We start from the raw sequence: 26,773 nt of genomic DNA on the forward strand, positions 1-26,773 counted from the left end.
CGCCGCTACATCGATCTCCTTCGCGAGCTGCACTTTCTGGCCGTCGATCTCCGCGCTGGCGGTCATCGTCACCGCCTGCGCGGGGATGGACGCGACGCGCGTGCTGAACGCGGCCGATGCCTTCTTGCCGGGGTCGAGGGAACCGAAGTCCTTCTTGCCCCAGGGAGTGGTCACCGTCACGGCTGCCGGGACGGACTCGTCGTTGGCGGCCGTGGCCGTGACGAGGACCTTCCCCGCGACGCACCGGGTGCTCATGGTCACGGCGACCTCCAGCTCGGGCTCGGGCGGGGTCACGTCGGCGACGGCGAGCCACGAGATGACGGGCTTCTCGCCCCCGGCACCTTCGTTGGTCACGACGTATTCCACCGTCGCGGCCTCGTCGAGGGTGAAAGTGAGCGTCGAGGACAACGGCGTGCTCGTCGCCGACAGGGGGACGTTCCCCTTCGCCAGCTCGACGCCCTGCGCGGACACGGTGTGGTTCATCGTGCGGTTCAGGCCCCACCACTCGGTGAAACCTCCCGTCAGTGCGTAGGTGCCCGCCTCGAGGGGCAGTCGGTACGTCAGTTTCGTCGTGTCCTGGTAGAGCCCCGTCGAGGACTTGTCATTGACGTCCGTGCTGCCTTTCACCTTCATCCCGTCGGCGACGTAGCCCCACTGGGTGGGTGCGGTCGAGACCTGGTCGACCTTGTCGTTGATCACGCCGGGCACCGACTTCTTCACCGCCGTGTACTGCGGGGAGTCAGCTCCGCCGGTACCCGAGTCGATGTAGTAGACCAGGCCGGTCGGGACGATCTCGTAGGAGGCGACGACGCTCTGGCCGCCGTCGGAGAGGCGTCCGGACAGGACGAGCTTCGAGTACTCGCTCCGCGGCTGCTCGGCGGACACGGCATCCCATTGCACCGCCTTCTGCGATCCGGCGACCTCGACCGACGTGGGCAGGGCGTCGTTCACCCCGAGCGCACCCTGCATACCCACATCGCGCGGGACGCTCTGCACGAAGAGCAGGGCCAGGCGAGCGTTGTAGCCGGAGGTGCCTGTCGTGCCGAACTCCACCGCGACGACGGTGTCGACGTCGACGGTGATGGAGTGCGAGATGGTCGTCGCCGCGCCCTGCGAGACGGCGGATTTCGTGGTCGAGGACGACCCGGCGGTGACCTTGGCGTAGATGTTGGTCGTCAGTCCGGCCCGTGGTGCCTGGACCGCACCGATGTTGTAGGAGCCCGCGGGAAGCGTCAGGTAGTAGGTGACGGGCTTGTTGAAGTCCGCCCCCACCCACGACGATGCCCAATCCTGGGGAGTCCCGGCGCCGAGTGCGGTTGCTGCCGTGGCGTAGCCCCACGTCTTGCCGGCGGTCTTGCCATCCCACTTCTGGTCGGCGCTGTCGTTGCGCAGATCATCACGACCCGCGACCGCGGCGTATGCCGAGCCCGCGGCGGCACCGCTCGAGCCGGAGTCGATGAAGTACTCCAGGTCGGCCGGAACGACCAGAACGCGTGCGGTGATCCGCTGATAGACACCGGAGTCGACCTTCTGCGTGGAACGCCCGGTGGCGACGAAGCTCCCCAGCTCAGCCGTTCCCGCGGCGCTGGCCAGCGATCCCTGCGTCCACGTGACCGGCACATCGGCGCCGTTCATCTTCACCGTCTTCGGGAGGGCCCGGTCTTTCGAGGTGATGCTCAGGGCGCCGAGATCGAGGACGTCGGGGCTCACGTCTTGCGGCGTGAGCTGGTCGCCGGCGGCGATCAGGCGCGCCGCGATGGCCGAAGCCCCCTCCGCGTCGAGGCCGAAGGCGACGGGGTCGGCGACAGCGGCGCGGGCGTTGGTCAGAGCCGCCGAGAAGAGCGCCCACGACTCGGGTGTGTACTCGGCCTCCACCGCGTCGTCGACGGAGTCGACGGCTTTCGCCAGCGCGGCGGTGTCGACCTTCCCCGAGGCGGCGGTCGCCTCGATCACGCCGACGGCATCGACGTTGAGGGAGTTGTCGTTCGCCGTGGAGAGCGCGACGGTGTGCGCGCCGTTGCGGAGCCCGCGGAGCTGGAAGGTCGTGCGCTCGCTTCCCGCCGACCACGTGGGCGCGGCGGCGACGACGGGGATTCCGTCGACGGTCACGTTCAGCGTTGCGGAGCCGGGGTTGCTGCCGATGATGTCCAGTCCCGTGCCGCTGAAGGCGTACGACATCGTGGCGCCCCTGGCGGTGCTCTTGGATGCGGTGCGCTGCCACTCGAACATGCCTTGCCCGTTGACGTGGCTCCAGTTCGCGTCGAAATCGAGCACGGGGACCGAGGTGTCGTCCCAGCTGGTCTGGTGCATGCCGTCGATGATCGAGCTGTAATAAGGCGTGTAGCCGGGGACGGTCTCCACTTTGAGGTTGTCGAACTGGACGAAGGTGAAGCTCGAACCCAACTGGATCCGACCGGCCGACTGCGGCGCGGTATCGGTGAAGGTGGAGACCTCGACCCCGTTCACGGATGCCGTGTACACCGATCCCGCCACCTTCACGGAGATGTTGTTCCACGAGCCGGTGCCCGGCCTGAACGCGACGGCGGCGCTGTTGGCGACCGTACCGCTGGCGAGGGTCGTGCCGAACCGCATGAACGTCCACGCTCCCGTCGAGTCCACTCGCAACTCGGCAGCCGAGACGTTCTGACCGTTGGCGGTGCCACCCTGCTGACGTGCGCCCACCGTGGCGTACGGGGTGCCGCCGGCCTCGAACAGGACATCTGTCGAGACGGTGTAGTTGGCCCACCGCGCGTCGCCGATGGTCGTTTTCGGGTCGCCGCCGTTCCACGCGCCGCCGTTCATGCCGGGACCGACCTGCTGACGAAGGACTCGGCGGTGCGCGGGATCGGTCGTCACGACGGACTCGAACGCACCGTTCGTGTCGTTCGTGTAGCGCGGGGTCACCCCCAGGTCCTCCGGCTGGGTGGCGGGCGTACCCTCCGGCTGGGGGCGTGCTCCTCGGCTCTCCAGGAAGCTCTCACCCGTGTCGAGGAGTTGGCCCGAGCCGGGGTCGTAGCTCTTGATGGTGCCCTGTTCGGTGTACTCGAAATCGTCGGCGTACAGGACGTCGTCGTTCGTGACGCCGTTGGTCACGCCGCTCGCGTCGGTGTCGAGCACATCTCGACCACCGTCGGGGTCGGTGTACTCGGGGCTGGACGGGAGGGAGCTGCCGTACCCGTCCTTCGCCACGATGGCTCCGCTGCTCGTTGTCGTGGCGTGGTCCAGGGTGGTGAGCGTCGCGGCGGAGAAGGGCTTCACCTCCACCGTGTAGGTCGACGTTCCGTCGGGCTGCAGCTCGGCGACCGGGATCAGGTAGTTGGCGTCGTACGCGTCGCCGGCGTCGGCTGCGCGTGTCTCCCACACCTCGGCGGTCTTGTCCGCACCGAGGTCGAGGTCCTTCGCGGTGATCCGGTACGTCTTGGTGAATTTGCTGTCGTTGATGATGACGGTCGAGAAGTCCGACGCGTCCGGAGAGGCGAGGGTGGTGTACGACGCCCCTCCCGCTCGTGCGCCGCTCGGCGGGTTGCCGGTTCCCAGCTCACTGCCGGAGGCCTTCGGGATGGCACGCCAGACACCCGCGGTGTTGTCGTCGTTCTCCCATCCGAGCGTGGCGAACTGGGTGAAGTGCTCGATGACCGACAGGCCGCCGTCGTAGTACATCCACCCCGACCACGGCTCACGGGCGTTGACCAACTCCTTGGAGGAGTACTGGAAGCCGTCGTAGAAGGACCCGATCACGGGCTGGAAGATGTTCAGTGTGCGGCGAGATGCGGTGAACCCGGTGGTCACCCAGTTGCCCATCTCGAGGGCACTGTTCGTCCCGCCGAACTGCGTGCCGACTCCGCCCTGCTCGTCGCTGTTGCTGTTGTTCGGGCGGTCCGCCGAGTTGGAGAACGTCGACTGCCCCTCCGAGTTCCAGACCTCCTTGTCCAGCTGCTCGGCCACCTTCTTCATGTTGCCCGCGCTGTCATCGGCGCTGGAGTAGTGGAAGCCGACCACGTCCACGGCGTCACGGAGCGACGAATCCGCCGGGGCGGTCATCGCGTTCCCGAACGAGACGGGAGGGGTGCCGACGGTGTCGGCGGCGACGGTCTCGATGGCCGTGTACAGCTCGCGCTCCTCCTCCGAGGCGAAACCGTTGTTCGGGTCGGTCGAGCCCGCCCCCTGGAACCCGGTGGTGTCGTTGCGCAGCCATCCCGAGAAGTCCTTGTACAGCTGGATCTCCGGGTTGGTGGTCTCGTTGGTGTCCGGATTGATGGAATCGATCATGAAGCCGAACTCGCGGTAGGCGGCGAGGACGGTGTTCTTGAACCAGACGTATTGCTCTTGATGGTTCGTCACCCACGTCGGGCGCTGCCAACGGAGGATGCTGACGTGCACGTCGCCGTGGGCGACCAGCTTCGCGTCTGCCGCGAGCTGGAACCCGGGCTCGCGCAGGACGTTGGGGTATTCGTCCCTGGAGCGCATCGTCGCGGGGTTCGGGCCCGTGGAGGTGTTCCTGTCGTTGCCCATCTCGATCTTGACCGTGTTCATAATGGGGTGGTCACCACCGAACAGCGTCTCGATCATCTCCCAGTACTTCTCGGGGTGCTGCGCCTTGTAGTCCAGCAGCAGGGCGCTGGTCGAGTTCGCGGTCAGGACACCGAAGCCTTTGAACGTGAGGCCGTTGCGGTTCTGTGCCGCCGCGGCGACGTCGGCACCGTCGATGGTCACGGAAACCGGGTCGGCGCCCGCGGCGACGGCGCTGGTGGGGGGTGCGATGAGCGATCCCATCACCACCGCTGCGGCGGCGGTGAGGGCGCAGGCGAACCGGGCGGATGACGCTTTCGTCATTGGAGGTCCTCGTCGTTGAAGGAAGCCCATTCGGGGGTCGTCGGTAGCAGACCACAGGTGAGCGCTATCCGGTAGACAAACGAACACGGTCGAGCAGTATCGAACTCATACGAACAATCGAGCAGTGCTCATCGCGACCGTCCGCGACCGCCCAGACTCGCTCGACCCGACCGCGGATCGGCCCGCCGGCCTTCACGCCATTCACAGCCGTGCGTCCCTAGTATTACTGCGACCTGCGGCCCCGCCGAGGTCGACGTGCTGCCGGGCCGGTGGCATCCGTCTCGAAAGGACCCGAGTGAGCAAGACGACCACACCGCGCGGGCAGCGCACCGCCGCCCGCCACGGGCGACTGTCGTCGCCGGGCCCCTTCGCGCAGCTGTTCCGCGGACTCGCGATCGTGCTCGCCGTGCTCCTCGTCTCGGGCGGCGCCGTGTTCGCGTACGCCGCCGTCGACCTCACCCGCAGCTTCACCGCCGACGCCGTCGACCTCAAGGGGCAGCCCGCTGTGCCGCCCGACCTCGGCGAGCTGAAGGGCGGGGTCAACCTGCTGCTGGTCGGCACCGACGAGTGCGAACCCGACTTCGCTCAGCTGTTCGGCGACCGCTGTTCGGGCGACGACGCCGAGGGCACCCTCAACGACGTCAACATGCTCGTGCACATCTCCGACGCCCCGCGCCGCGTCACGGTGATCTCGTTCCCGCGCGACCTCATGGTCCCGATTCCGTCCTGTACCGACCAGGACGGCAATGTGAGTTCGGCGATGACCAAGCAGCCGATCAACAGCGCGTATTTCTACGGTGGATTGTCGTGCGTCGCGGGAACCATCTCGGAGCTCAGCGGCCTCGAGATCCCCTTCGCCGCGAAGGTGAGCTTCGGCGGCGTCATCAACATCACGGATGCCATCGGCGGCGTCGACGTCTGCATCGCCAACGGCATCCAAGATCCCTACACCGGTATCGACTGGCCCGCCGGCATGCGTCAGGTGAAGGGCCTCGACGCCCTGCAGTTCCTCCGCACCCGCCACGGCGTCGGCGACGGCGGCGACCTGGGACGCATCTCGAACCAGCAGCAGTACATGTCGCGTCTGGCGAACAAGCTGAAGAGCCAGGAGGTGCTGTCGAACCCCGCGACCCTCTACAAGCTCGCCTCGACGGCGCTGCGCAACGTCGACCCGTCGACGTCGTTGACGAACCCGCTGACGCTGGTGCAGATCGCCTCGGCGGTGAAGGACGTGCCGTTCAGCGACATCGTCTTCATCCAGTACCCGACCTACACCGACCCGTACGACGCCAACCGCGTGGTCCCCGACTACGACGACGCCGACACGCTGTGGGCGGCGCTCGCCGCGAACCAGCCGCTCGAGTTGTCGGGCAACCTCAGCGACGGCGACGGCGTCGTGGTCGACGAGAACGCCGCCCCGGTGCCCGCCGAGACGCCCGCACCGGCCGACACTGCGAGCCCCGAGCCCGCCGACAGCCCCTCGCCCACCCCGGTTCCGAGTTCCGAGGCGATCGTGCTGCCCGACGGCATCGCCGGGCAGACCGCGGCACAGGCGACCTGCTCCAACGGCAACGTCCGCGAGTGATCCACGCCCGCGCCACCCGGCATCCGGATCATGGTTCGGATGCCGGGTGGCGACCGGTTAGTATGGACGGGTGTGTTCGAGCCGCAAGGCGTCGATCACCTGGAGACGTCGCATAGTTCGGCCTAGTGCACCACCCTGCTAAGGTGGAGTCCCCTCACGGGGACCGAGGGTTCAAATCCCTCCGTCTCCGCAGTGAGAAAGCCCCGGTTCGCCGGGGCTTTTCTCGTGTGGGTGCGATTCCGTCACGACGTACCGACAGCCGAGCGCGGCGACGCATTGTGAGCGGCGTCGCGCGACCGTCAGCGCCGCCGCATCTCCAGCGCAGTGAGCCCCGGCATCCCGAGCCACGAGCGTCCGTCGGGGGCGTCGACGACGGTGAGCAGGACCGCGTCGCAGGTGCGGCAGCGCACCACCGTCCCCATGGCGGAGGCGTAGACCACGGCCGTCGCGAGCAGATCCCGCAGGCCGCAGTGCGTGCAGCGGACCTCGGATGCCGTGGCATCCCATCCGAGAAGGTCGTCTAGTCGCCCGGCCAGGGCGTTGCCATCGAGCAGGGTCATCACGAGCCTCCGAACCTCTCTGTGCGAATGCGCGCCGCAGCGTGCCCGGCCTCCAGCAGCCAGCGCGATACGGCTTCGACGAACGGCGTCGGTCCGCACACGAACATCCGGGGCTCGCGATCGGCGGGGATGACGGCGGCGCGCAGGCTCTCGGCGGTCAGCCGGCCGGGGGCGGTAGGCGACTCCGGCGGGGCGGCGCGGGTGTAGACGAGGTCGACGCGGAGGCGGTCGTCACGGTCGGCGAGAGCATGCAACTCGTCGCCGAAGAACACGTCGCGAGGGGAGCGCACCGAGTACAGCAGCCGGAACGGCGCCGGATCGTCGCTCGCGGCGTGCGCGTGCGCCATCGCATACATCGGCACGACCCCGGAACCGCCGGCGATGAGCTGCACGGGAGCAGGGTCCGGCGACGGCAGCCAGACGAAGAACGCTCCGAGGGGGCCGTGCACCTCGAGGCGATCGCCCTCGCGCAGGTCGTGGACGAGGAACGGCGAAACCTCGCCGTCGGGCACCTCGTCGACCGCGAGCACGACACGGGTGCCCTCACCCGACGAAGCCACCGAGTAGGAGCGGCTCGCCTGGTAGCCGTCGGGTGCGGTGAGGCGGACGTCGAGGTGGGACCCCGCGTGATTGCCCGGCCAGGTGGGCACCTCGAGCTCGATGCGCCGGGCCGTGGACGTCTCGGCACGCACGCGCACGACCGACGCGACGTGCCAGGATGCCGCGCGGTGGCTCACCCGTACCGTTCCTCGCGCCACGGGTCGCCGCGCGGGTGGTAGCCGTTCTGCTCCCAGAACCCGGGCTTATCGGTGGGCATCGTGATGAGCCCCTGGACCCACTTGGCGCTCTTCCAGAAGTAGAGGTGCGGCACGAGGAGGCGGGCGGGGCCGCCGTGTTCGGCGCTCAGCGGTTCGCCGTCGGCCTCGAAGGCGATCCAGCTCTTGCCGCCGAGCAGATCGTCGAGGGCGAGATTCGTGGTGTAACCGCCGAAGGAGTGCACCATCGCGAAGCGGTGGGCCGTCTCGACCTGCGCGAAGATGCGGTCCAGCGACACCCCGCGCCAGGGCATGTCGAGCTTCGTCCAGTGCGTGACGCAGTGGATGTCGACGGTGATGTCCTCGACCCCGAGGGCTTCCAGCTGCGGGCGATCCCACCGGTGCACGCCGTTCTCGGTGCCGATGGCGAACTCCCACGTGTCGGAGGCGACGGTGGGGGTGGGTCCGGCGGAGAGCACCGGCCAGTCGCCCACCAGGCTCTGCCCGGGAGGCAGTCGCGGATCGCGCTCGCGGCGGCGCCCGCCGAAGCCGCGGGTGATGAATGACATGGCACCCCTTCGCCGGGTCGGTGCGTGGATTCACCCTAGCCATCCGTTCGGGGGCGGGACAGGGGCAGACGAGCGGAGGAGATCCGTGCGGCGGAGGACGAATGGGCCGGGATCCTTCCTCCGCCGGCCGAATCTCCTCCCCTCGCCGCGGCTCGCACCCGCGGCTCCCACCCGCCAAGGCTCCCACCCGCCAAGGCTCCCACCCGCCAAGGCCCCCACCCGCCGCTCCTCCCGCCCGCCGAGGCTCGCACACGCCGCGGCCCGGTCGGGCACCCGCTAGCGTTATCCCGCGGCGTGAACGCGCCGCATCCCTCACCCCCGGGAGAAGCCCACATGTCGGTCGGTCTGCTCGCCGTCGTCGATGACATCCTCAGTGCGGCCATGAAAGCCAGCGCCAAGACCGCGGGTGTGGTCATCGACGATGCCGCCGTCACCCCGCAATACGTCCAGGGCCTCACGCCTGCTCGCGAGCTGCCGGTGGTGTGGAAGATCGCCCTCGGCAGCATCGTCAACAAGTTCGTCATCATCATCCCGATCGCGCTGCTGCTGACGGCCTTCGCGCCGTGGGTGCTGCCGTACCTGCTGATCATCGGTGGCTGCTTCCTCTGCTTCGAGGGGGCCGAGAAGGTTCTCGAGTGGTTTGGCGTGCACCACGGCGCGCACGACGACGGCCAACGCGACGAGAAGAAGCTCGTGCTGGGCGCGGTGCGCACCGATCTCATCCTCAGCACCGAGATCATGCTGATCGCCCTCTCGGGCCTCGACCCTGACTTCGGCATCTGGATGACGCTGGGCGCGCTCCTCGTCATCGGCCTGACCATGACGGTCGTCGTCTACGGCGCGGTGGCGCTGCTGGTCAAGCTCGACGACATGGGCCTGCGCCTGATGAAGAGCCCCTCGCGCAAGGTCCGCCGTTTCGGCGTGCGCATCGTGGCATCCATGCCCGCGGTGTTCCGCGTGATCAGCATCATCGGGACGGTCGCCATGCTGTGGGTCGGCGGGCACCTCGTGCTGCAGAACCTCGCCGAGACGTTCTGGTCGGGCCCGTACGACGTCGTGCACGTCGTGACGCACGCCATCGAGGCGGCGGGACCGGTCGTGGTCTGGATCGTCGAGACGGCGATCTCCGCCGTGTTCGGCCTCGCGCTGGGGCTCATCATCGTGGGTGTGGTGACGGGCATCTCGCGCCTGACCCGCCGGGGCGCTGCCGCCGCCCACTGAGTGCGGTGCCGGCGCCTCGCGCACGCCCGGGTCAGTCGAGCAGCGAGTGCTCGCCGAGGCGGTGCCGGCTCCTCGCGCACGCCCGGGTCAGTCGAGCAGCGAGTGCTCGCCGAGGCGGTGCCAGCTGCGGTTGTAGTACACCAGGGCAGCGCCCGCCTCGCCGGGCTCGAGGTCGCGTTCGACATCGACCTGCAGGGCCTGCGCGGCGATGACGGTGGAGCCCCCGGCATCCATGCGGCTGACCACCTTGCACCGCAACCACGCGCGGACGCCGTGATAGACGGGCTCACCGGTCGCCAGGCGCGACCACGCGGAGGTGTCGGCGAAGCGGTCGAGGCCGCTGGTCGCCCCCGCACGGGCGAGCGAGATGTCTTCGGCGTCGAGCAGGTGCACGACGATCGTGTCGGCCGCGATGATCGTCGGTGTCGCCGACGACATCGCCGACACCGAGAAGATGAGCAGCGGCGGATCGGCGCTCACCGACGACACCGACGACGCGGTGAGGGCCACGGGGCCGTTCTCGCCGTACGCCGTGATGACCGCGATCCCGCCCGGGTGACCGCGGAACGCGCGCTTGAAGTCGTCGGCCGACACCGACGTGCCGATGGCGGGAGTGCTGTCGGGGGTCCCGTGTGCAAGCGAGCTCATACCTACGACGGTAGGCGCTCGCGGACGAAACAGCGCGGGATGGCGCAACACGATGAAACGCGGTTCGTGCTGCGAGGCCTCGGAGTGAGGGTCGATCCGCGGGCGCGGGGCGACGGCCCGGATCAGGCCGACTCGACCTCGGCGACCTTCGGCCGGGGCGTCTTGGGCGACCCGAACCGGCGGGCGACCCGTCGCGCGAGGCCGTGGCTGGGCCGTTCGACGAGGCGGAAGAAGACCTCCGCCAGGCCGAGCGCGACGACGATCACGATGGGCGAGAGGAACAGGGGGTTGATGGACTCGGGCAGCAACCGACCGAACGCCACGATCATCGGCTCGTGCACGAGATAGAGGCTGAACGACCGCGTGCCCAACCAGCGCAGCGGGCGCACGCTGAGGGCGGCGCCCAGGCCCGGCGAGAGGATGACGAGGATGACGAGGAGCGCGGCCCCGAGCACCTGCAGCACCCGGGTCATCGGTGCGACGAGGCCGAGGACGCCCTCGCTGAGCGGGAGCGCGAACACCATCCAGTAGCTGGTGATGAGCAGAACGGTCAGGACGCCCAGCCAGGCGAAGACCGGCGTGGGGTTGCGCAGCCGGTCGCGGAGCGCCGTCAGCCGGTCCCATTCGAAGGCGATGAGGCAGCCGAGCGCGAAGATGGGCAGCTGGAAGAGGACGCCGAGCGCGTAGGGGCGCTCGATCGGTCCCTCGTACGCACCGACGATCAACAGCGCCAGGACGAAGACGACCTTGAGAGCGAGGCCGCGGCGCCACTTGGCAGCGAACAGGATGAACAGCGGCAGCAGCAGCGAGAAGATGATCTCCCACTTCAACGACCACAGCACGGTGTTCGTCATCCCCGGCTGCGCCGGGACGATGAGGATCAGGTCGCGCAGGATGCCGAGCGGAACCGGATCCATGTGGATCTGCAGGAACCGGCTTCCCTCGACGAGGTCGGGGAGCGCGTAGATCCAGATCAACGCCACCCCCACCGAGGCCCAGACGGGGATGTAGAGCCGCACGAGGCGGCTCGGGTAGTAGGCGCGCCAGTTCATCCGCGAGTGACGGGCCGGGAGGCACAGGACGAAGCCGCTCAGCACGAAGAACACGAAGACGGCGACCGACCCTTCCCACGGCAGGTGGAGGGGGGTGTGGGTCAGCCACCACATCGCCTCGTCGGGCGAGGTCGTGGGGCGCGGGTCAGCGAAAGGGGTGACGAAGGAGTCCGACAGCAGCAGCGAATGCAGAAGGACGACCACCATCGCGGCGACGCCGCGGAGACCGTCGAGGCCCTCGATCCTGCGCGAACCGGCTGTCGACGGCGGCTCGGTCTTCGTGGCATCGCTGTTCATATGTTCTTCCCCCTGGCTATGGCCCCGGGTCAGCATAGGGACTCGGCATCACGGACATGTAACGCGCGGGTACCCGCACGGGATCATTCACGCGTACACAACGGAGAAGGGCCCGGATGCCGTGGCATCCGGGCCCTTCTCCGACGGGCTCAGCGCAGCAGCGGCACAGCCCCCACCAGCACGCCGACGGCGAGCATGACGAGCGAGACGACCGTCGCGCGCCACAGCACCTTCTTGTGGTGGTCGCCGAGGTTGACGCCGGCGAGCGAGACGAGCAGCAGGATCGCCGGGACCAGCGGGCTCTGCAGGTGGACGGGCTGGCCGGTGATCGAGGCGCGAGCCATCTCGACCGGAGCGATGCCGTAGTTCGCGGCGCTCTCGGCGAGCACCGGCAGGATGCCGAAGTAGAACGCGTCGTTCGACATGAAGAACGTGAACGGGATCGACAGCACACCGGTGATGACGGCGAGGAACGGACCCATCGACGACGGGATGACCTCGGTGATCCACGCGGCCATCGCGGTGACCATGCCGGTTCCGTTGAGCACGCCGACGAGGACGCCGGCGGCGAGCACCATCGACACGACGCCGACGATGCTGGGGGCGTGGGCGACGATCTCGTCGGCCTGGCCGCGCAGCTTCGGGAAGTTCACGATGAGGGCGAGGGCCGCACCGACCATGAAGACGAACGCCAGCGGGAAGATGTCCATCACCAGCAGCACCATGACCGCGACGGTGAGCGCCAGGTTGAACCAGATGAGCTTCGGTCGCAGCGTCGCGCGGTTGGGGTCGAGCATGGTGTCGGCCATCGCGGTGTCGACGACGTCCACGAGCTGCGGGGCGGCGACGGCATCGCGACCGCCACGGACCGTGACGACGTTGCCGGTGCGCAGCGACGCGACGGCGCCGGGCTTGGGCTCCGCGCCGCGCACGAGGGCCGGGCCGCCGAGGCGGCCGAAGACGCCGGGGGTGCCGAACTTGGAGGTGTCGACAGACCCTGCCAGGCGCTTGCGCTCGGACAGGCCGAGGAACCAGGCGAAGGTGAGCGCGACCACCAGGCCGGCGAGGAGCGAGGGGATCATCGGCACGAACACGTCGGTGGGCTGCAGTCCCAGTGCTGTCGCGGCGCGGATGGTCGGGCCGCCCCACGGCACGATGTTGAGCGTGCCGTTCATCAGGCCGGCCACGCAGGTGAGCACGACGGGGCTCATCCCCAGGCGCAGGTACAGCGGCAGCATCGCCGAGGTGGTGATGATGAAGGTGGTGGAGCCGTCGCCGTCGAGCGACACGGCACCGGCGAGGATCGCGGTGCCCAGCACGATCTTGGCGGGGTCGTCGCCGAGGAAGCGGGTGATCACGCGGATGAGCGGGTCGAACAAGCCGACGTCGATCATGATGCCGAAGTACATGATCGCGAAGAGCAACAGCGCGGCGGTCGGCGCCATCTTGCCGATCGCGTCGATCACCATGTCGCCCAGGCCGAAGCCCGCGCCGGCGATGAGGCCGAAGACCGTCGGGACGACGATGAGGGCGACCATCGGGGTCATGCGCCGCGTCATGATCAGGGCCATGAACGACAGGACCATGAGGAAGCCGAGGGCCACGAGCACCCCGTCGGCGGGCGTGTAGGCCACCGGGTACTCGGCCGTTTCGGCCGCAAGGATCAGGGGGGTCATCGCGACTCCTTCGTCGGGACGGGCGCGGCTCTCGCGCTCTCGATGCGGCGACATTACGGATCCGACCCCTCCCGGCGCGCTCTTGCTCGCATTGCGCGGGGTTTTGCGCGTACCGTGAGTTCTGCGCATTTCGCGCACGGGTCATCCCGCTCGAAGGAGAGGTGCGCCATGCGGTTCGCCACGCGGATGCTGGTCGTGCAGGTCGCCACCCAGGTCGCCGTCGTCGCCGTGTGCACCGCCGTCTTCGCCGGTCTCGGGGTGCAACAGCTCAAGGCCGAGGCCGACTCGTCGGCCCTGAACATCGCGCGATCCGTCGCCGAGTCCCCGCAGGTGCGCGACCTCGTCGCCGAGTTCTCCGCCGACCCCGGGACCCCGGATGCCACGACCCTGCGTGACGGCGTACTCCAGCGGTACGCCGTCGACGTCACCGACCGCACGGAGGGCCTGTTCGTGGTCATCACCGACGATCACGGCATCCGTCTCGCCCATCCGGATCCCGACCGCCTCGGCCAGGTCGTCAGCACGAGCTTCGCCGACGCGCTCGCGGGCCGGGAGGTCGTGACGTGGGAGGTCGGGACGCTGGGGGAGTCGGCCCGGGCAAAGGTCCCCGTCTACCCGCCCGACGGCGGCGCTCCGGTGGGGGAGGTGAGCGTCGGCTTCGAGCGGGCGAGCGTCTTCGACGACCTGCCCAGCCTGCTCGGAGGTATCGCCGTCGCGGTGCTGCTCGCCGTCGCCATCGGTGCGCTCGTCGCGCTGCTGATGCGTCGCCGTCTCGAACGGCTCACGCTCGGCGTGCAGCCCGAAGAACTCGCCGCCCTCGTGCAGACCCAGACCGCCGTGCTCGAGAGCGCCGACGAGGGGGTCCTCGCCGTCGACGACGCGGGGGTCGTGCGCGTATGCACCGCCGCCGCCGAACGTCTGCTCGGAATAACGGATGCCGTCGGCCGACCCCTCGCCGACCTCGCTCTCGCGCCCGTCGTGACCGCGGCGCTCGCCGGAGCCGGGTCGAGCACCGGGCTGCCGGTGGGCGACCGCGTGGTCTTCATCGACGTCCGCCCGGTGCGCCGGGGTTCTCGCACGCTCGGACGCGTGGCGGTGCTGCGCGACCGCACCGACGTGGCCGCGCTGTTGGGCAGGCTCGACAGCGTGCGGGCGATGGGCGACGCGCTGCGGGTGCAACGGCACGAGAACGCCAACCGCCTCCACGCCGCGGTCGGACTCCTCGACGCCGCCCGCACCGACGAGGCCCGCGCCTTCCTCGCCGACCTCGTCGATCGCGGCTCGGTCGACTGGGCGGTCCCCGGCATCGAACTCGTCGGCGACGCGATGCTCCAGTCGTTCGTGGGAGCCAAAGCGCTCGCCGCCCGTGAGCGGGGAGTGGCGCTGCGGGTCTCCGACGACACCTTCCTCCGCGGCACCGTCGACGACGTCGAAGACGTGGTGGCCGTTCTCGGCAACCTCGTCGACAACGCCGTCGCCGCCACGGCATCCGCTCCCGAGCCCCGCGAGGTCGAGGTGGCGGTGCTCGGCGACGGTGACGCCGTCGTGCTGACCGTGGCCGACACCGGTGGGGGGATCGCCGACGTCGACGCCGTCTTCGCCGCTCGCGACCGCTCCGACGACCCCGCCGCGGTGCACGGCCTCGGTATCGGCCTGCCCCTCTCGCGCGAATTCGCGCGGCGTCGCGGCGGAGACGTGTGGATCGTCGACCCCGGCGGCGACGGACGGGGGGCCGTCGTGGCCGCGCGCCTTCCGGGGGTCCTGCGCCGCACCGACCACGGCCCCGCACTGAGAGAGGAAGACGCCGAATGACCGACATCCGTGTCCTCGTCGTCGACGATGACTTCCGCGTCGCCGGGCTCCACCGGGACGCCGTGTCGAGCCGCCCCGGATTCGTCGCGCTCGAGCCCGCGCGCACGATCGGCGAGGCCCGCACAGCCCTCGCCACGCACGGCCCCGACCTCCTGCTCGCCGACGTGTACCTGCCCGACGGTGACGGGGTGGAGCTGGTGCGCTCGGCGGGCGTCGACGCCTTCGTGCTGTCGGCGGCGACGGATGCCGCGACCGTCCGCCGTGCCTTCACCGCCGGCGCCCTCGCCTACCTCGCGAAGCCCTTCGACACGCGGGTGCTGGCGGAGCGGCTCGACCGCTACGCCCGCTACCGCAACCTCCTCGCCAGCACTCGACCCCTGACGCAGGACGACATCGACCGCGCGGCATCCGTCATGCGCGGGGAGCGCGAAGGACCCTCGCTGGCCCGCTCGGCGACCGAGCAGACGGTGCTGGCGGCACTCGGAGCCGAAGAGGCGTCGGCGTCGGAGGTGGCCGAGCGCACCGGCGTCTCGCGTGCGACCGCGCAGCGTCACCTGACGACGCTGGCGGAGCGGGGTCTGGTGCAGGTGAGTCTGCGGTACGGCGCGACCGGGCGCCCCGAGCACCGATTCCGCGCCGGCGCCTGATTCACGAACGCGGTGAGATCCCTCGCCGCAGTGCGGTGCGGAGGCGGCTGAGCCTGTCGACGCCTCCGGGCTGCATGCGGAGGTGGCCGAGCCTGTCGAAGCCTCCGGGCATTCTGCATGCGGAGGTGGCTGAGCGTGTCGAAGCCTCCGGGCATGCTGCGGGTCCCGGTCCCTTCGACAGGCTCAGGGACCTCGGCGTGAGGGGCCGGGTGCGAGGGTCAGCCCGCCGCGTTCACGCTTCCAGCACCGCCCACCCGCGCGGGCCGAGGGCGATGCGGCCGTCCGCCGGCGCACCCTCCCCGGCCACCAGCACGCCGCCGTCCGCGACCGGCAGCGACACAGGTTCCTCACCGATGTTCAACGCGACCACCACCGCGTCGTCGCCCACGGCCGTGCGCAGGGCCACGGCGGAGTTCGACACCTCGACGACGTCGGTGTGCGCGCGCCAGAGCCAGGGCTTCCGCCGCCGCAGCGCGATCAGCGCCTGGTGGGCCTGCAGGATCCGTTCATCGGGCTCGATCTCGCCGGGGTGCGCGGGGAAGGCCGGTCGCACCGCGTCATCACCGCCGAGTCGTTCCTCCTTGACACCCGTCCAGCCGAACTCGTCGCCGGCGTACACCGAGGGCGTGCCGGCCACGGCGAACAGCACCGCGAGAGCGTGCGGAACGAGGTCCGCGCCTACGGCCGAAGCGATGCGGGTGACGTCGTGGTTGCCCACGAAGGTCTGCGGGACGAACGTGGCGAGCAGCGCGTCGTGTCGCTCGATGGCGTGGCTCAGTTCGAAGAGGTTGCGGTCGGCGATGCCGTGCCAGACGCCCTGCCACAGCTCGTACTGCGTGAGGGAGTCCATGCTCGAGGTGCGGACGATCTCGACCGCGTCCCCGTGGATCACCTCGCCGAGGAACCACGCGTCGGGGAAGCGCTCGCGCACCCGCGGCAGAACCTCGGCCCAGAACGACGACGGCACCGCGTACGCGGCATCCAATCTCCATCCGTCGATCCCGCGGTCGAGCCAGTGGCACATCACGTCGACGACGAGGTCGACCGCAGCGGGGGAGGAGTGATCGAGTGCGACCAGGGCGTCGTGACCCTCGAACACGTCGGCCTCGAACCGCCCGTCGGTCCATCTTCCCCGGAACAGATGCGGCCCGTCCTCGGTGAGGGCGTCGAATGCCGGATGCCCCCGCCCCACGTGGTTGAAGACGCCGTCGAGCAGGATCCGGATGCCGCGCTCCCGCGCCGCGGCGACCAGCCGCGAGAAGTCTCCGTCGTCGCCCAGACGCGGGTCGATGCGGAAGTGGTCGACGGTGTCGTAGCCGTGGGTCTCGGAGGCGAAGACGGGCCCGAGCAGAAGACCGTTGAGCCCGAGCGAGATGACGTGGTCGAGCCACGGCTCGAGGCGTTCGAGACGGTGCGCGGGCTCGGCATCCGGATCGACGCCGTCGCGGATCGGCGCTCCGACGAAGCCCAGCGGGTAGACGTGCCACCAGATGACGTGTTCGGGCCACGTGGGCATGGGATCTCCTCCGCTCGGCGGGTCGGCGCCGGACCATTCGACGCTATCCGGGCCGAGGTCCCGACCTGCGGGGGTTGCAGCCCCCTCCTCCTCCGCCCTCCTCCCCCGCCCGCTCCCCGACGCCGCCCCAAGAGCACGTTGAGTGTCCAAGACACGCCGTCCGTCTCGAGCCGGTGCGGCGTGTCTTGGACACTCAAACGGGCTGGGGAGCGCTCACGCCCGCGCCCGGTCCTCCGGAAGAGCGAAGGCGGCGAGATCCAGCGCGCGGGTGCGCGCGGCTTCGACCGCGGCGGCCACCGCCCCGATCGAGACGATGTCGGCCCCGAGCGTCGAGGCGACGATCGTCGGCGGCGGGAGGTGCAACGAGTCGGGGATCGCGTCGATCGCGGCCGCGATGATCGGTCCTGCACCGGCGGCGATCGCACCCGACACCACCACGCGCTCCACGTCGAACAGGCTGCCGAACACCGCCGCGACCCCCGCGAGCGCCCCACCGACCTCGCGCGCGACCGCAAGGGCTCCGGCGTCGCCCGCCGCTGCCAGGTCCAGCACGGTCTTGGCCTCGAGGGTCTCGGGATCGACCTGCCGCAGTGCGCTGTCGGCCGGCAGCGAACCGGATGCCAGGGCGGCTCGTGCCGCGTCGACGCACCGCGGCGCGAGCCCGAAGGCGCTACCGACCCCCTCGACGCGATCGAAGGCCACCGTCTCGCCGGCCCCGCCGTGCGTGCCGCGCAGCAGGCGTCCGTCGATGCAGATGCCCGCGCCGAATCGTTCGCCGGCAAGGAGGGCGACGAAGTCGTCGCAGCCCACGGCGGCACCGTGCGAACGCTCGGCGACGGCGGCGAGGGTGGCGTCGTTCTCGACGCGCACCAGCGGTGCCCAGGCGGCGAAGGTGTCGACGAAGTCCGGGTTCATGCGGGCCCAGAACCCGTCGTGGTGTTCCGGCGACCGGCCCGCCCTGTTCACGGGGGCGGGCACCCCGACGCACAGGGCGACGATGTCGCCGCGCGCGCGTCGCGCGCGGGTGAGAGCGGCGTCCACCGTCGCTTCCGCGGCCCGCCGGCGCCTCTCGGGGGAGTCCAGCTCGGGGTCGACGGTCAATCGAGAGGCGCCGAGGGTGCGACCGCACAAGTCGGCCACTGAGGCGGAGAGGTGTCCGCGACCGGCGTCGACGCCGACCACGACCCCCGCTTCCGGGCGGAAGGCGAAGCGCCGCGCCGGACGGCCCTTGGAGTACTCGCCGACCGCGCGGGCGTTCGGCATCTCGGCGAGGAGTCCGCGGGCCGACAGCTCGTCGAGCACGTCGATCGCCGTCGATCGCGTGAGTCCGACCGCGGCGATCACGTCGCTGGCGGTGAACGCCTCGGCGTCCCACGCGTGGCCGAGCACCGTGTCGAGGTTGTGGCGGCGCAGCGACGGCGTCGTCGTGGTGGCATCCATCGTCACTCTTGACCCCTTTCGCGTCCGATGCAATACTGCCTCCACGACATTGATTTGGCGAGTAGATTTACTGGCTGATACAACATATTCGCAGTGCGGCGGAGGAGGCAGAAGGTGTCGACGAAGATCAGGGCGGGGCGACGATGGGTCGCGGCGACCACCGTGGGGGTGCTGGGAGCGGCGATGCTCGCCGGGTGCTCGTCCGATGGACGCGAGACCATCCGTTTCACCTTCAGCAAGCGTGAGGCGCTGACGTTCATGAACGACGTCGTCGCCGAGTACAACGCGTCGCAGGACCGCGTGCGCGTCGAGATGGACAGCTCGGGTGTCGACGTGGTCTCGGCGAGCTTCGTGCGCGGCAACCCGCCCGACATCATGCTGGCGAACTACAACTACGAGGTCGCCCGCTTCGTGCAGCGCTGCGCGCTGAGCGACCTCAGCGGCACCGAGGCGGCGGGCACCGTCCGCGAAGATCTGCAGCCGCTGCTCGACCAGTACGGTTCGTGCGAGGGGCGCACGAGCGCGCTGCCGTACTCGGTGATGGCCGCGTCGGTGATCTACAACAAGCAGATCTTCGAGCAGCTGGGCCTCTCCGTCCCGACGACCTACGACGAGTTGCTGCAGGTCTCCGACACCCTGAAGGCCAACGGCATCACGCCGTTCTACGGCACCTTCAAAGACGACTGGACCGTGGCGCAGGGCTGGTACGACTACTCGGTCGGCGGCTCGCTCGACGTCCTCGACTTCTTCGACGGCCTCGCCGCGGAGGGCGCCGAGGTGGGGCCCGAGTCGCAGGTCTCGTTCGCCAAGGACTTCACCGAGCCGATGGATCGCATGCTCGAGCTCGCACGGGACTACACGAACCCGGATGCCGAGAGCCGGGCGTACGGCGACGGCAATCTCGCGTTCGCCCAGGGCGAGGCCGCGATGTACCTGCAGGGACCCTGGGCGCTCGGAGAGATCGCCAAGACCGCGCCCGACCTGCCCGTGGGGACCTTCCCGCTGCCCATGACCGACGACCCCGACGACCTCGCGGTGCGGGTGAACATGGACCTCGCGGCGATCATCCCCGAGGCCTCCCGGCACAAGGACGCCGCGCGCGACTTCCTCGAGTACCTGTACACGCCCGAGATCATCGAGGCCTACAACGAGTCCCAGCTCGGCTTCGCGCCGACGAAGGACGCGCCGTCGCCGAGCGACCCCCGCGTCGCCGGGATGATCCCCTACTACGACGAGGGGCGCATCTACCAGGGCGCCTCGGTGCTGGTCCCCAAGACGATCCCCACCTTCAACTACGCGCAGGCGATGATCTTCGGCGCCTCGCCCGAGAGCACGCTGCGCACCATGGATGAGGACTGGTCGCGGCTCGCCTTCCGCCAGCCGCCGGCCTCGACCACCGACGCAGCCGTCGAGGAGGACGCGCGATGAGCACCACCACCACGATCGTCACGGGCGGGAAGGCGGCCGCGCGTCGCAGCACCCGCCGCGTGGAGCCGATCTACTACCTGTTCCTGCTGCCGACACTGGTGCTGTTCACCCTGGCCATCACGGTGCCGGGGATCATCGGCATCTTCTTCAGCTTCACCGACTCCATCGGGCTCGGGGAGTGGAACTTCACCGGCCTGACGAACTACATCGCGATTTTCAGCGACCCGGCGATCCTGCAGGCCTACCTGTTCACGTTCGGCTTCTCGGTGGCGACGGTCATCGTCGTCAACGTGGCGGCGTTCCTGCTGGCGGTGGGCTTGACCTCCCAGATCCGGTTCAAGAAGGCGCTGCGCACGGTCTTCGTCATCCCGATGGTGATCTCGGGCATCATCATCGCCTACGTCTTCAACTTTCTCTTCAGCAACTCGGTGCCCGAGGCCGGAGCGTCGCTCGGCATCCCGTGGCTCGAGACCTCGCTCCTCGCGAACCCCGACCTCGCGTGGGTCGCCATCGTCATCGTCACCGCGTGGCAGGCGGTCCCCGGCACGCTGCTCATCTACATCGCGGGGCTGCTGTCGGTCCCCGGCGACGTGTACGAGGCCGCCGGCCTCGACGGGGCGAGCAAGACCCAGCAGCTGCTGCGCATCACCCTGCCGCTCGTGGCCGGGTACGTCGTCATCAACATCATCCTGGGATTCAAGGGCTTCCTGAACGCCTACGACATCATCGTGGGCCTCACCGGCGGTGGTCCCGGCACCGCGACCCGCAGCGTCGCGATGTCGATCATCCTCGGCTTCAACGGCGGCGACTACGCCTACCAGATGGCGAACGCGGCGCTGTTCTTCGTCGTCGCCATCGTCATCTCGCTCCTCCAGCTCTCCCTCACCCGGGGAAGGAACACCCTGTCATGACCGCTCTCAACCAGCCCGCGCTCGCGTTCGAGCAGGCGGAACTCGCCGTCCCCGGCCGCCAGGGTACGAATGACCGAGGCGACGGCCCCTCGCGGCGACGCGTGCGTCGCGTCGGCATGGAACGCATCAACTGGTCGACGACGACCATCCTGGTGCTGTGCTCCCTCACGGTGCTCCTGCCGCTGTACGTCACCGTCTCGATGGCGCTCAAGAGCGGCACGCAGGTCGTCGACGGCAACGCCTTCTCGTTCCCCTCGCCGATCAGCTTCGACGGGTTCGTCCAGGCGTGGACGCTGACGAGGTTCCCGGTGGGCCTCGCGATCTCCCTCCTGGTGACGGCCGGAACGGTCGTGGCGACGATCATCCTGGCGGCCTTCGCTTCATACGCCATCGCTCGCAACTGGGACCGCAAGCTCTTCCGGTACTCGTTCTTCTACCTGCTCGCGGCCATGTTCATCCCGTTCCCCGTGGTGGCTCTGCCGCAGATCCAGCTGACCGGGCGGGTGGGACTCGACAACCCCCTGGGCGTGATCATCCTCGCCACCATGTTCCAGTTGAGCTTCAGCGTGCTGCTGTTCACGGCGTTCCTGCGCTCGATCCCGCTCGAACTCGAAGAGAGCGCGCGCATCGACGGCGCGACCACCTGGCAGACCTTCTGGCAGCTGATCTTCCCGCTGCTGGCTCCGATGAGCGCGACGGTCGGCATCTTCGCGTTCCTCTACGCCTGGAACGACTTCATGATGCCCTCGCTCATCATCAGCGACCCGGCTCTGCAGACCCTTCCGGTGCGGCAGAACCTCTTCCAGACGCAGTTCAGCAACAACTACAACGTCGCTTTCGCCTCCTACCTCATGGCCATGGCCCCCGCGATCGTCGCCTACCTCTTCACCCAGCGATGGGTGATGGCCGGCGTCACGCAGGGCGCCATCAAGGGCTGAGCACCCATCCCCCCGAAAGGAACAACCGTGACCACCGCCGCACCCTCCGTGCAGACCCGCGAACTCACCGACGCCCCCGACTGGTGGCGCCAGGCCGTGGTGTACCAGGTGTACCCCCGCAGCTTCGCCGACACCGACGGCGACGGCCTGGGCGACATCCGCGGGATCACCTCGCGCGTGCCGTACCTGGCGGAGCTGGGGGTGGATGCCATCTGGCTCAGCCCCTTCTACCCCTCCGACCTCGCCGACGGCGGGTATGACGTCGCCGACTACCGCGACGTCGACCCGCGGCTGGGGACGCTGGCCGACATGGACGAGCTCATCGCGCAGCTGCACGCCCACGGCATCCGGGTCGTCGTCGACATCGTGCCCAACCACACCTCCGACAAGCACGCCTGGTTCCAGGAGGCGCTGGCCGCCGGTGGCGGCTCGGCGGCCCGCGGGCGTTACATCTTCCGCGAGGGCACCGGACCCGACGGCACCGAGCCGCCCACCGACTGGGTCTCGGTGTTCGGCGGAGCGGGTTGGGAGCGCGTCGAGGACGGGCAGTGGTACTTCCACAACTTCGACGTGTCGCAGCCCGACCTCGACTGGACCAACCCGGAGGTGCGCGCGGACTTCGTGAAGACCCTGCGCTTCTGGAGCGACCGGGGCGTCGACGGGTTCCGCATCGACGTCGCGCACATGCTCACGAAAGACCTGACGGAGCCGTTGCCCTCGCAGGCGGAGCTCGACGCGATGCCGCAGGACGGCAACCACCCCCTCATCGACCGCGACGACGTGCACGAGGTCTACGCCGAGTGGCGCGCGGTGTTCAACTCCTACGACCCGCCGCGCACGGCCGTCGCCGAGGCGTGGGTGCACCCCTCCCGCGTGCCCCTGTACGCGAGCATCGAGAGCCTGGGACAGGCGTTCAACTTCGACCTCCTCGAGGCCGACTTCGACGCGGGCCAGTTCCGTCGAATCGTCGCCGACAACCTCGAGCTTGCCGGGCAGTCCGGCTCGTCGACCACGTGGGTGCTCTCCAACCACGACGTCGTGCGTCACGCGACGCGTTACGGTCTCCCGGATGCCGAGCGCGGCGACGACGGGCGTCCCACGCGCAAGCACGGCAACGAATGGCTGCTCTCCGGGGGTCGGACGCCGGTGCTCGACGCGGCGCGCGGTGAGCGCCGGGCCCGCGCGGCGGCGCTGTTCGTGCTGGGCCTGCCCGGCTCGGCGTACCTGTACCAGGGCGAGGAGCTGGGTCTTCACGAGGTCGCCGAGATCCCCGACGAGCAGCGTCAGGACCCGACGTTCTTCCGCAGCCCCGGCGTCGACCTCGGTCGTGACGGATGCCGCGTACCCCTGCCGTGGAGCGACGAGGGCCCCGCGTTCGGCTTCGGATCGGCCGGTGCCCACCTCCCGCAGCCGGAGTGGTTCGGTGCGTACGCCGTCGACCGCCAGGACGGCGACCCGGCGTCGACGCTGTCGCTCTACCGGCGAGCTCTCGACCTGCGGCACGCGCTGCAGACCGGCGAGCAGCTGCAGTGGGTCGAGGTCGACCGCGACGATGTGGTGGCCTTCGCGCGTCCGAACGGGTGGACCGTCGTGACGAACTTCGGCACCGAGCCGGTCGCGCTCCCCGCGGGCGAGGTGCTGCTGTCGAGCACCGAGCTCGAGGGCGACGCCCTCCCCGGCGAGACGACGGTCTGGCTGCGTCGCGCCTGACCTGCCGCCCGCCCCGCCGCAAAAGCCCCGGTGCCGCGTGCGCCGGGGCTTTCGCGCGCCCGCGCCTGCCGCGAAAAGCAGGGTCGAGTGTCCAAGACACGCCGGTCGGTTCGCGGAGCTCCGGCGTGTCGTGGACGCTCGACCGGTGTCGTCCGCCGCGCCTCAGCGCACCCGCACCCAGTCCTCGCCCCGGTGCTCGATCGCCCCGGCCGCGGCGAACGCGTCGAGCCATCCGCCCATGGGCCATACGCCCCACCGCTCGTGGAACGCGGCGCCGTTGCGCAGGATGTCGTCGAGGTGCTGCCACGGGGGAGAAGACACCGGATGCCACTGGTGGTACGCGTCCGCACCGCCCACCCACCGCAGTTCGACGTCCCGCGCGCGAGCGGTCCAGGCGAGGTCCGTGTCCTCGGCGCCGTACCCCTCGTACCCGGGATGGAAACCTCCGACGCGGTGCCAGGTGGAAGGCGTGACGGCGAACGACAGCGACCAGAACAGGTCGTATTCCGTATCGGACGCCGCCCGGGTCTCCCCGGCGGGCAAAGACGGTCGCGCCCGGTGCGGCCGGGTGAGGAAGGGCAGGTCGGCGGCGTGATCGGGGCGCTGCACACTCGCGAGGTAGGTCACCGCGCCCGCCAGCAGCCCCTCCGGGTGCGCGGCAGCGGCGTCGCGATAGGCGGAGAGCAGGTCGGGCCCGGGCAGGCAGTCCACGTCGAGGAACACCAGCAGTTCCGCGCCCGCCTTCATCGCGACCTCCGCCGCGTGGTTGCGTCCTTCGCCCACCCGCAGTCCGGACTGCCCGGGAGGCACGTGCAGCGTCAGGGTGCCGGCATCCGGGATGCCGTCGGGCGGCGTCTCGTCGAGCCACGCCTCTACGCGCACGGTGTCGCCCGCCACCTCGGCGAGCACGCGTCGCTGCCGGTCGAGATGCTCGCGGCGTGCGGCCGAGGCGACGGTGATGACGGCGGTCTTCACGGCGATGTCTCCTCGATGACGGCCGCCATCCGCGCGGCGGCGCCGCCGACTCGCCACCGGGCCCAGTCCGGGGTGTCTCCCGCCGCCCGCTCGACGAGGTCGACCAGTTCTTCGGCGGACACCTCGCTGTCGGCCCGCCGAGCCAGCCCCCACGTCTGGAGGGCCTCGGCGGTCGCTCGCTGCTCGTCGAAGGGACGGTCCTGTCCGATCACGACGGCTCGGGCACCGGATGCCGCGAGGTCGGCGACGCTGTTCTGCCCGGCGGCGCTGACGACCACCGTGCTCCCCGTCAGCAGGGGCCAGGGGTCGTCGACGCGCGAGGCGTCGTCATGCCCGACGGACGTGACGTTCCATCCCCGCTCGCTCAGGCGGCGGGTGAGCTCGTCGCGAACGTCCGCGGACAGCACCTGGCCGAGGAGCAGCACCCGACGCTCATCGACGGGGCGGCGGTCCGCTCGTCCGTCGAAGCGCGAGATCCCGCCCGTCCACGCGACGCGGTCGGTGTGCGCGGTGAGCCCCGGCGTGGGAACGGCACCCTCCGGCCACGGTGCGACGATGCGGTCGGCCAGGCCGTAGGCGAGGGCGTGCGGGGCGTCCGTGCGCGTACCCGGCTGGGTGATCGCGACCGTCCGCACACCCAGCAGCCGCGCGAAGGCCACGACCTCGGCACTCACGTCGACGACGAATGTCTGCAGACCACGGGATGCGGCGGTCGCGGCGATCGTCGCGAGCCGCTCCCGGTGGCCCGGGTGACCGTGCGGCGCCCAGTGCAGGTGGCCGCGGGCCGTGGGTTCGGCGTCGCGAGGGTCCACCCGCGTGCCGTCGGGGGCGCTGAACGGTTCGGCATCCGGGGGCAGTAGCACCCACTCGACGTCGGCCGCGAGCTCGGCGGGTCGGGGCATCGACGAGAACGCGATGACCGGTGCGCGCAGGTGCGGCTGCACGGCGAGGAACCGCGAGACGTGACCGAAGCCGTGATGGTGGACGTACCAGCCGATCACCACGACACCGCCGGCACGCGCCGCGCGGCGACGGGCTGAGCGGTGTGGGTGAGCACGCGTTCGACCTCGCGGTAGCGCTGGGCGAGCGAGTGCTGCTGCACGGCCGCCCGACGCGTCCACACGCGCGTGAGGGGCTCGCGTGCACCCTCCGCGGCGAGACGGGCCGCGGCCTGTCCGAGGGCGACGACGTCGCCGGGCATGACCGTCTCCGATCCCGGCATCCCCGCGAGCACTTCCGATACCCCTCCGATGTCGAAGGCCGCGACCGGCGTGCCGGTGGCGAGGGCCTCCGCGATGACGAGTCCGAAGGGCTCTTCCCACATGGGCGTGACCAGGGCGACGGCCGACGACCCCACCAGGCGGCAGAGGTCCGGTTGGTGAAGCGGCCCGACGTAGCGCGCGTGGGTGCCGAGACGGGGCACGATCTCCTGCTGGAAGTAGTCCGCGTCGCCGATGCGCCCCGCGAGCACGATGTGGGCGCCGGCCGAGCGTGCGGCTTCGATGGCCAGGTGAGGGGCTTTCTCGGGCACCACGCGACCCGACCACACCCACGAGGTCCCTCCCTCGCCGCGCGTCCACTGATCGGTGTCGATGCCGTTGGGGAAGACGAATGCGTCGACACCCTCGATCGACCACGCGCGGGCGGTGGCCTGGCTCACCGCGACGAAGCGGTGCGGGCTGTCGACCACTTCCGCCGCCGCCTCCAGCATCGGCTCGAGCGGCGGGGTGTGCAGGGTCGTGACGACCGGGATGTCGGCCGTGCGGCTCCACCGGATGGGGGCGGGGTTCAGGCTGTGGTTGTCGACGACGTCGTACAGATGGCGGTCGGCCATGAGACGGTCGAGGGCGGCGTCGTAGGCGGCGTCGACGTCGGCGGCGTACCCCTCCGGGTACTCGGTGTCCGACGAGTGCTCGGGGCGCGTCCATTCGGGGACGGGCAGCCGGAATTCGGCCACGTCACCGAGGAAATCCGAACCGTCGGCGGCGCAGAGTGAGACCTCATGGCCCCGGGCGCGCAACCATCGCACGCGGTCCCACACGCACGCCTCGAGACCGCCGGCGTGCGGCTGGCGCAGGGGGTAGCGCGAGGGCGCGACGACGAGCACCCTCAGCGGCCGCGTCCCGCGGATCACGCGGCGACCTCCGCCGCGAGCGCACGGCGGTAAACGGCGACGTGCGCGGCGCGCACTCCGTCGAGT

20 protein-coding genes and 1 tRNA gene are annotated in these 26,773 nt (G+C 70.0%); 9 read left to right on the top strand and 12 right to left on the bottom strand.

The window, feature by feature from the left end; genetic code table 11:
• A partial coding sequence (locus tag RWP81_RS02205) for a family 16 glycoside hydrolase (RefSeq protein WP_314451805.1) occupies nt 1–4,833 on the bottom strand: 4,833 nt, incomplete at its 3' end.
• 295 nt (nt 4,834–5,128) lie between these two features.
• Here RWP81_RS02205 and RWP81_RS02210 point away from each other — a divergent pair.
• Entirely contained in the window at nt 5,129–6,418 is a 1,290-nt protein-coding gene (locus RWP81_RS02210) for an LCP family protein (protein ID WP_314451808.1), read from the top strand.
• 101 nt (nt 6,419–6,519) lie between these two features.
• Nucleotides 6,520–6,608 (top strand) — tRNA-Ser (locus tag RWP81_RS02215).
• A 109-nt stretch (nt 6,609–6,717) separates the two neighbouring features.
• Here RWP81_RS02215 and RWP81_RS02220 read toward each other — a convergent pair.
• Genes RWP81_RS02220 through RWP81_RS02230 form a run of 3 tightly spaced genes read right to left on the bottom strand, consistent with a single transcriptional unit; the run spans nt 6,718 to nt 8,302 of the window.
• A complete protein-coding gene (locus RWP81_RS02220; protein WP_314451811.1) occupies nt 6,718–6,978 on the bottom strand; it encodes a DUF6510 family protein in 261 nt (86 codons plus the stop codon).
• Nucleotides 6,978–7,715, bottom strand: a complete 738-nt coding sequence (locus tag RWP81_RS02225; RefSeq protein ID WP_314451813.1) for an FAD-binding oxidoreductase — start codon at nt 7,713–7,715, stop codon at nt 6,978–6,980. Before RWP81_RS02225 ends, RWP81_RS02220 begins: the two co-directional genes overlap by 1 nt.
• Nucleotides 7,712–8,302, bottom strand: a complete 591-nt coding sequence (locus tag RWP81_RS02230) for a molybdopterin-dependent oxidoreductase (RefSeq protein ID WP_314451817.1) — start codon at nt 8,300–8,302, stop codon at nt 7,712–7,714. Before RWP81_RS02230 ends, RWP81_RS02225 begins: the two co-directional genes overlap by 4 nt.
• Nucleotides 8,303–8,635: 333 nt before the next feature.
• On the opposite strand from RWP81_RS02230, the gene RWP81_RS02235 reads away from it, so the two are divergent.
• Nucleotides 8,636–9,523, top strand: coding sequence for a DUF808 domain-containing protein (locus RWP81_RS02235; RefSeq protein WP_314451819.1), 888 nt, complete (start codon nt 8,636–8,638; stop codon nt 9,521–9,523).
• An 87-nt stretch (nt 9,524–9,610) separates the two neighbouring features.
• On the opposite strand, the gene RWP81_RS02240 is transcribed toward RWP81_RS02235, so the two are convergent.
• The 3 genes from RWP81_RS02240 to RWP81_RS02250 all read right to left on the bottom strand — a co-directional run bounded on the left by RWP81_RS02240 (nt 9,611) and on the right by RWP81_RS02250 (nt 13,196).
• Entirely contained in the window at nt 9,611–10,171 is a 561-nt protein-coding gene (locus RWP81_RS02240; protein ID WP_314451822.1) for a flavin reductase family protein, read from the bottom strand.
• Nucleotides 10,172–10,293: 122 nt separating this feature from the next.
• The gene (locus RWP81_RS02245) at nt 10,294–11,520 is read right to left on the bottom strand and encodes an acyltransferase (protein ID WP_314451825.1); all 1,227 of its coding nucleotides are present in this window, start codon (nt 11,518–11,520) and stop codon (nt 10,294–10,296) included.
• Nucleotides 11,521–11,669: 149 nt separating this feature from the next.
• Complete coding sequence (locus RWP81_RS02250; RefSeq protein WP_314451828.1) at nt 11,670–13,196, bottom strand: CitMHS family transporter; 1,527 nt, start codon at nt 13,194–13,196, stop codon at nt 11,670–11,672.
• 168 nt (nt 13,197–13,364) lie between these two features.
• On the opposite strand from RWP81_RS02250, the gene RWP81_RS02255 reads away from it, so the two are divergent.
• Both RWP81_RS02255 and RWP81_RS02260 read left to right on the top strand, forming a co-directional pair.
• Nucleotides 13,365–15,008 carry a sensor histidine kinase gene (locus RWP81_RS02255; RefSeq protein WP_314451830.1) on the top strand — a complete coding sequence of 548 codons (1,644 nt, stop codon included), beginning with the start codon at nt 13,365–13,367 and terminating at the stop codon, nt 15,006–15,008.
• A complete protein-coding gene (locus RWP81_RS02260; protein WP_314451833.1) occupies nt 15,005–15,655 on the top strand; it encodes a response regulator in 651 nt (216 codons plus the stop codon). Before RWP81_RS02255 ends, RWP81_RS02260 begins: the two co-directional genes overlap by 4 nt.
• Before the next feature lie 232 nt (nt 15,656–15,887).
• Here the strand turns inward: RWP81_RS02260 and RWP81_RS02265 are convergent, their stop codons facing one another.
• Entirely contained in the window at nt 15,888–17,171 is a 1,284-nt protein-coding gene (locus RWP81_RS02265; RefSeq protein WP_314451836.1) for an alpha-amylase family glycosyl hydrolase, read from the bottom strand.
• A gap of 213 nt (nt 17,172–17,384) precedes the next feature.
• Nucleotides 17,385–18,611 (bottom strand): ROK family protein, encoded by a 1,227-nt coding sequence (locus RWP81_RS02270; protein ID WP_314451840.1) that lies wholly within the window; start codon nt 18,609–18,611, stop codon nt 17,385–17,387.
• Between the two features lie 114 nt (nt 18,612–18,725).
• Between RWP81_RS02270 and RWP81_RS02275 the strand changes: the two genes are divergently transcribed.
• From RWP81_RS02275 to RWP81_RS02290, 4 genes are all read left to right on the top strand, one after another.
• Nucleotides 18,726–20,039: an extracellular solute-binding protein gene (locus tag RWP81_RS02275; protein WP_314451842.1), complete on the top strand. Its 1,314-nt coding sequence runs from the start codon at nt 18,726–18,728 to the stop codon at nt 20,037–20,039.
• Nucleotides 20,036–20,950, top strand: a complete 915-nt coding sequence (locus tag RWP81_RS02280) for a sugar ABC transporter permease (protein WP_314451844.1) — start codon at nt 20,036–20,038, stop codon at nt 20,948–20,950. Before RWP81_RS02275 ends, RWP81_RS02280 begins: the two co-directional genes overlap by 4 nt.
• Before the next feature lie 116 nt (nt 20,951–21,066).
• The gene (locus tag RWP81_RS02285) at nt 21,067–21,888 is read left to right on the top strand and encodes a carbohydrate ABC transporter permease (RefSeq protein WP_314451854.1); all 822 of its coding nucleotides are present in this window, start codon (nt 21,067–21,069) and stop codon (nt 21,886–21,888) included.
• 27 nt (nt 21,889–21,915) lie between these two features.
• Nucleotides 21,916–23,598 carry a glycoside hydrolase family 13 protein gene (locus RWP81_RS02290; RefSeq protein ID WP_314451846.1) on the top strand — a complete coding sequence of 561 codons (1,683 nt, stop codon included), beginning with the start codon at nt 21,916–21,918 and terminating at the stop codon, nt 23,596–23,598.
• A gap of 162 nt (nt 23,599–23,760) precedes the next feature.
• Here RWP81_RS02290 and RWP81_RS02295 read toward each other — a convergent pair whose 3' ends face one another.
• The 3 genes from RWP81_RS02295 to RWP81_RS02305 are packed head-to-tail and all read right to left on the bottom strand — an operon-like array spanning nt 23,761 to nt 26,707.
• Nucleotides 23,761–24,573, bottom strand: a complete 813-nt coding sequence (locus RWP81_RS02295) for a galactosyltransferase-related protein (RefSeq protein ID WP_314451847.1) — start codon at nt 24,571–24,573, stop codon at nt 23,761–23,763.
• Nucleotides 24,570–25,574 (bottom strand): hypothetical protein, encoded by a 1,005-nt coding sequence (locus RWP81_RS02300; protein ID WP_314451849.1) that lies wholly within the window; start codon nt 25,572–25,574, stop codon nt 24,570–24,572. Before RWP81_RS02300 ends, RWP81_RS02295 begins: the two co-directional genes overlap by 4 nt.
• Entirely contained in the window at nt 25,571–26,707 is a 1,137-nt protein-coding gene (locus RWP81_RS02305) for a glycosyltransferase (RefSeq protein ID WP_314451852.1), read from the bottom strand. The genes RWP81_RS02300 and RWP81_RS02305 overlap by 4 nt, the downstream gene beginning before the upstream one ends.
• Between the last annotated feature and the right edge of the window lie 66 nt (nt 26,708–26,773).

Source organism: uncultured Microbacterium sp. (assembly GCF_963521695.1).
GTDB lineage: Bacteria > Actinomycetota > Actinomycetes > Actinomycetales > Microbacteriaceae > Microbacterium.

What these genes read in the sequence shown, in the direction of transcription:
- RWP81_RS02260 (WP_314451833.1), top strand. Translation starts at nt 15,005, where the DNA reads ATGACCGACATCCGTGTCCTCGTCGTCGACGATGACTTCCGCGTCGCC.
- RWP81_RS02235 (WP_314451819.1), top strand. Translation starts at nt 8,636, where the DNA reads ATGTCGGTCGGTCTGCTCGCCGTCGTCGATGACATCCTCAGTGCGGCC.
- RWP81_RS02265 (WP_314451836.1), bottom strand. Translation starts at nt 17,171, where the DNA reads ATGCCCACGTGGCCCGAACACGTCATCTGGTGGCACGTCTACCCGCTG.
- RWP81_RS02240 (WP_314451822.1), bottom strand. Translation starts at nt 10,171, where the DNA reads ATGAGCTCGCTTGCACACGGGACCCCCGACAGCACTCCCGCCATCGGC.
- RWP81_RS02220 (WP_314451811.1), bottom strand. Translation starts at nt 6,978, where the DNA reads ATGACCCTGCTCGATGGCAACGCCCTGGCCGGGCGACTAGACGACCTT.
- RWP81_RS02245 (WP_314451825.1), bottom strand. Translation starts at nt 11,520, where the DNA reads ATGAACAGCGATGCCACGAAGACCGAGCCGCCGTCGACAGCCGGTTCG.
- RWP81_RS02255 (WP_314451830.1), top strand. Translation starts at nt 13,365, where the DNA reads ATGCGGTTCGCCACGCGGATGCTGGTCGTGCAGGTCGCCACCCAGGTC.
- RWP81_RS02285 (WP_314451854.1), top strand. Translation starts at nt 21,067, where the DNA reads ATGGAACGCATCAACTGGTCGACGACGACCATCCTGGTGCTGTGCTCC.
- RWP81_RS02270 (WP_314451840.1), bottom strand. Translation starts at nt 18,611, where the DNA reads ATGGATGCCACCACGACGACGCCGTCGCTGCGCCGCCACAACCTCGAC.
- RWP81_RS02250 (WP_314451828.1), bottom strand. Translation starts at nt 13,196, where the DNA reads ATGACCCCCCTGATCCTTGCGGCCGAAACGGCCGAGTACCCGGTGGCC.
- RWP81_RS02280 (WP_314451844.1), top strand. Translation starts at nt 20,036, where the DNA reads ATGAGCACCACCACCACGATCGTCACGGGCGGGAAGGCGGCCGCGCGT.
- RWP81_RS02230 (WP_314451817.1), bottom strand. Translation starts at nt 8,302, where the DNA reads ATGTCATTCATCACCCGCGGCTTCGGCGGGCGCCGCCGCGAGCGCGAT.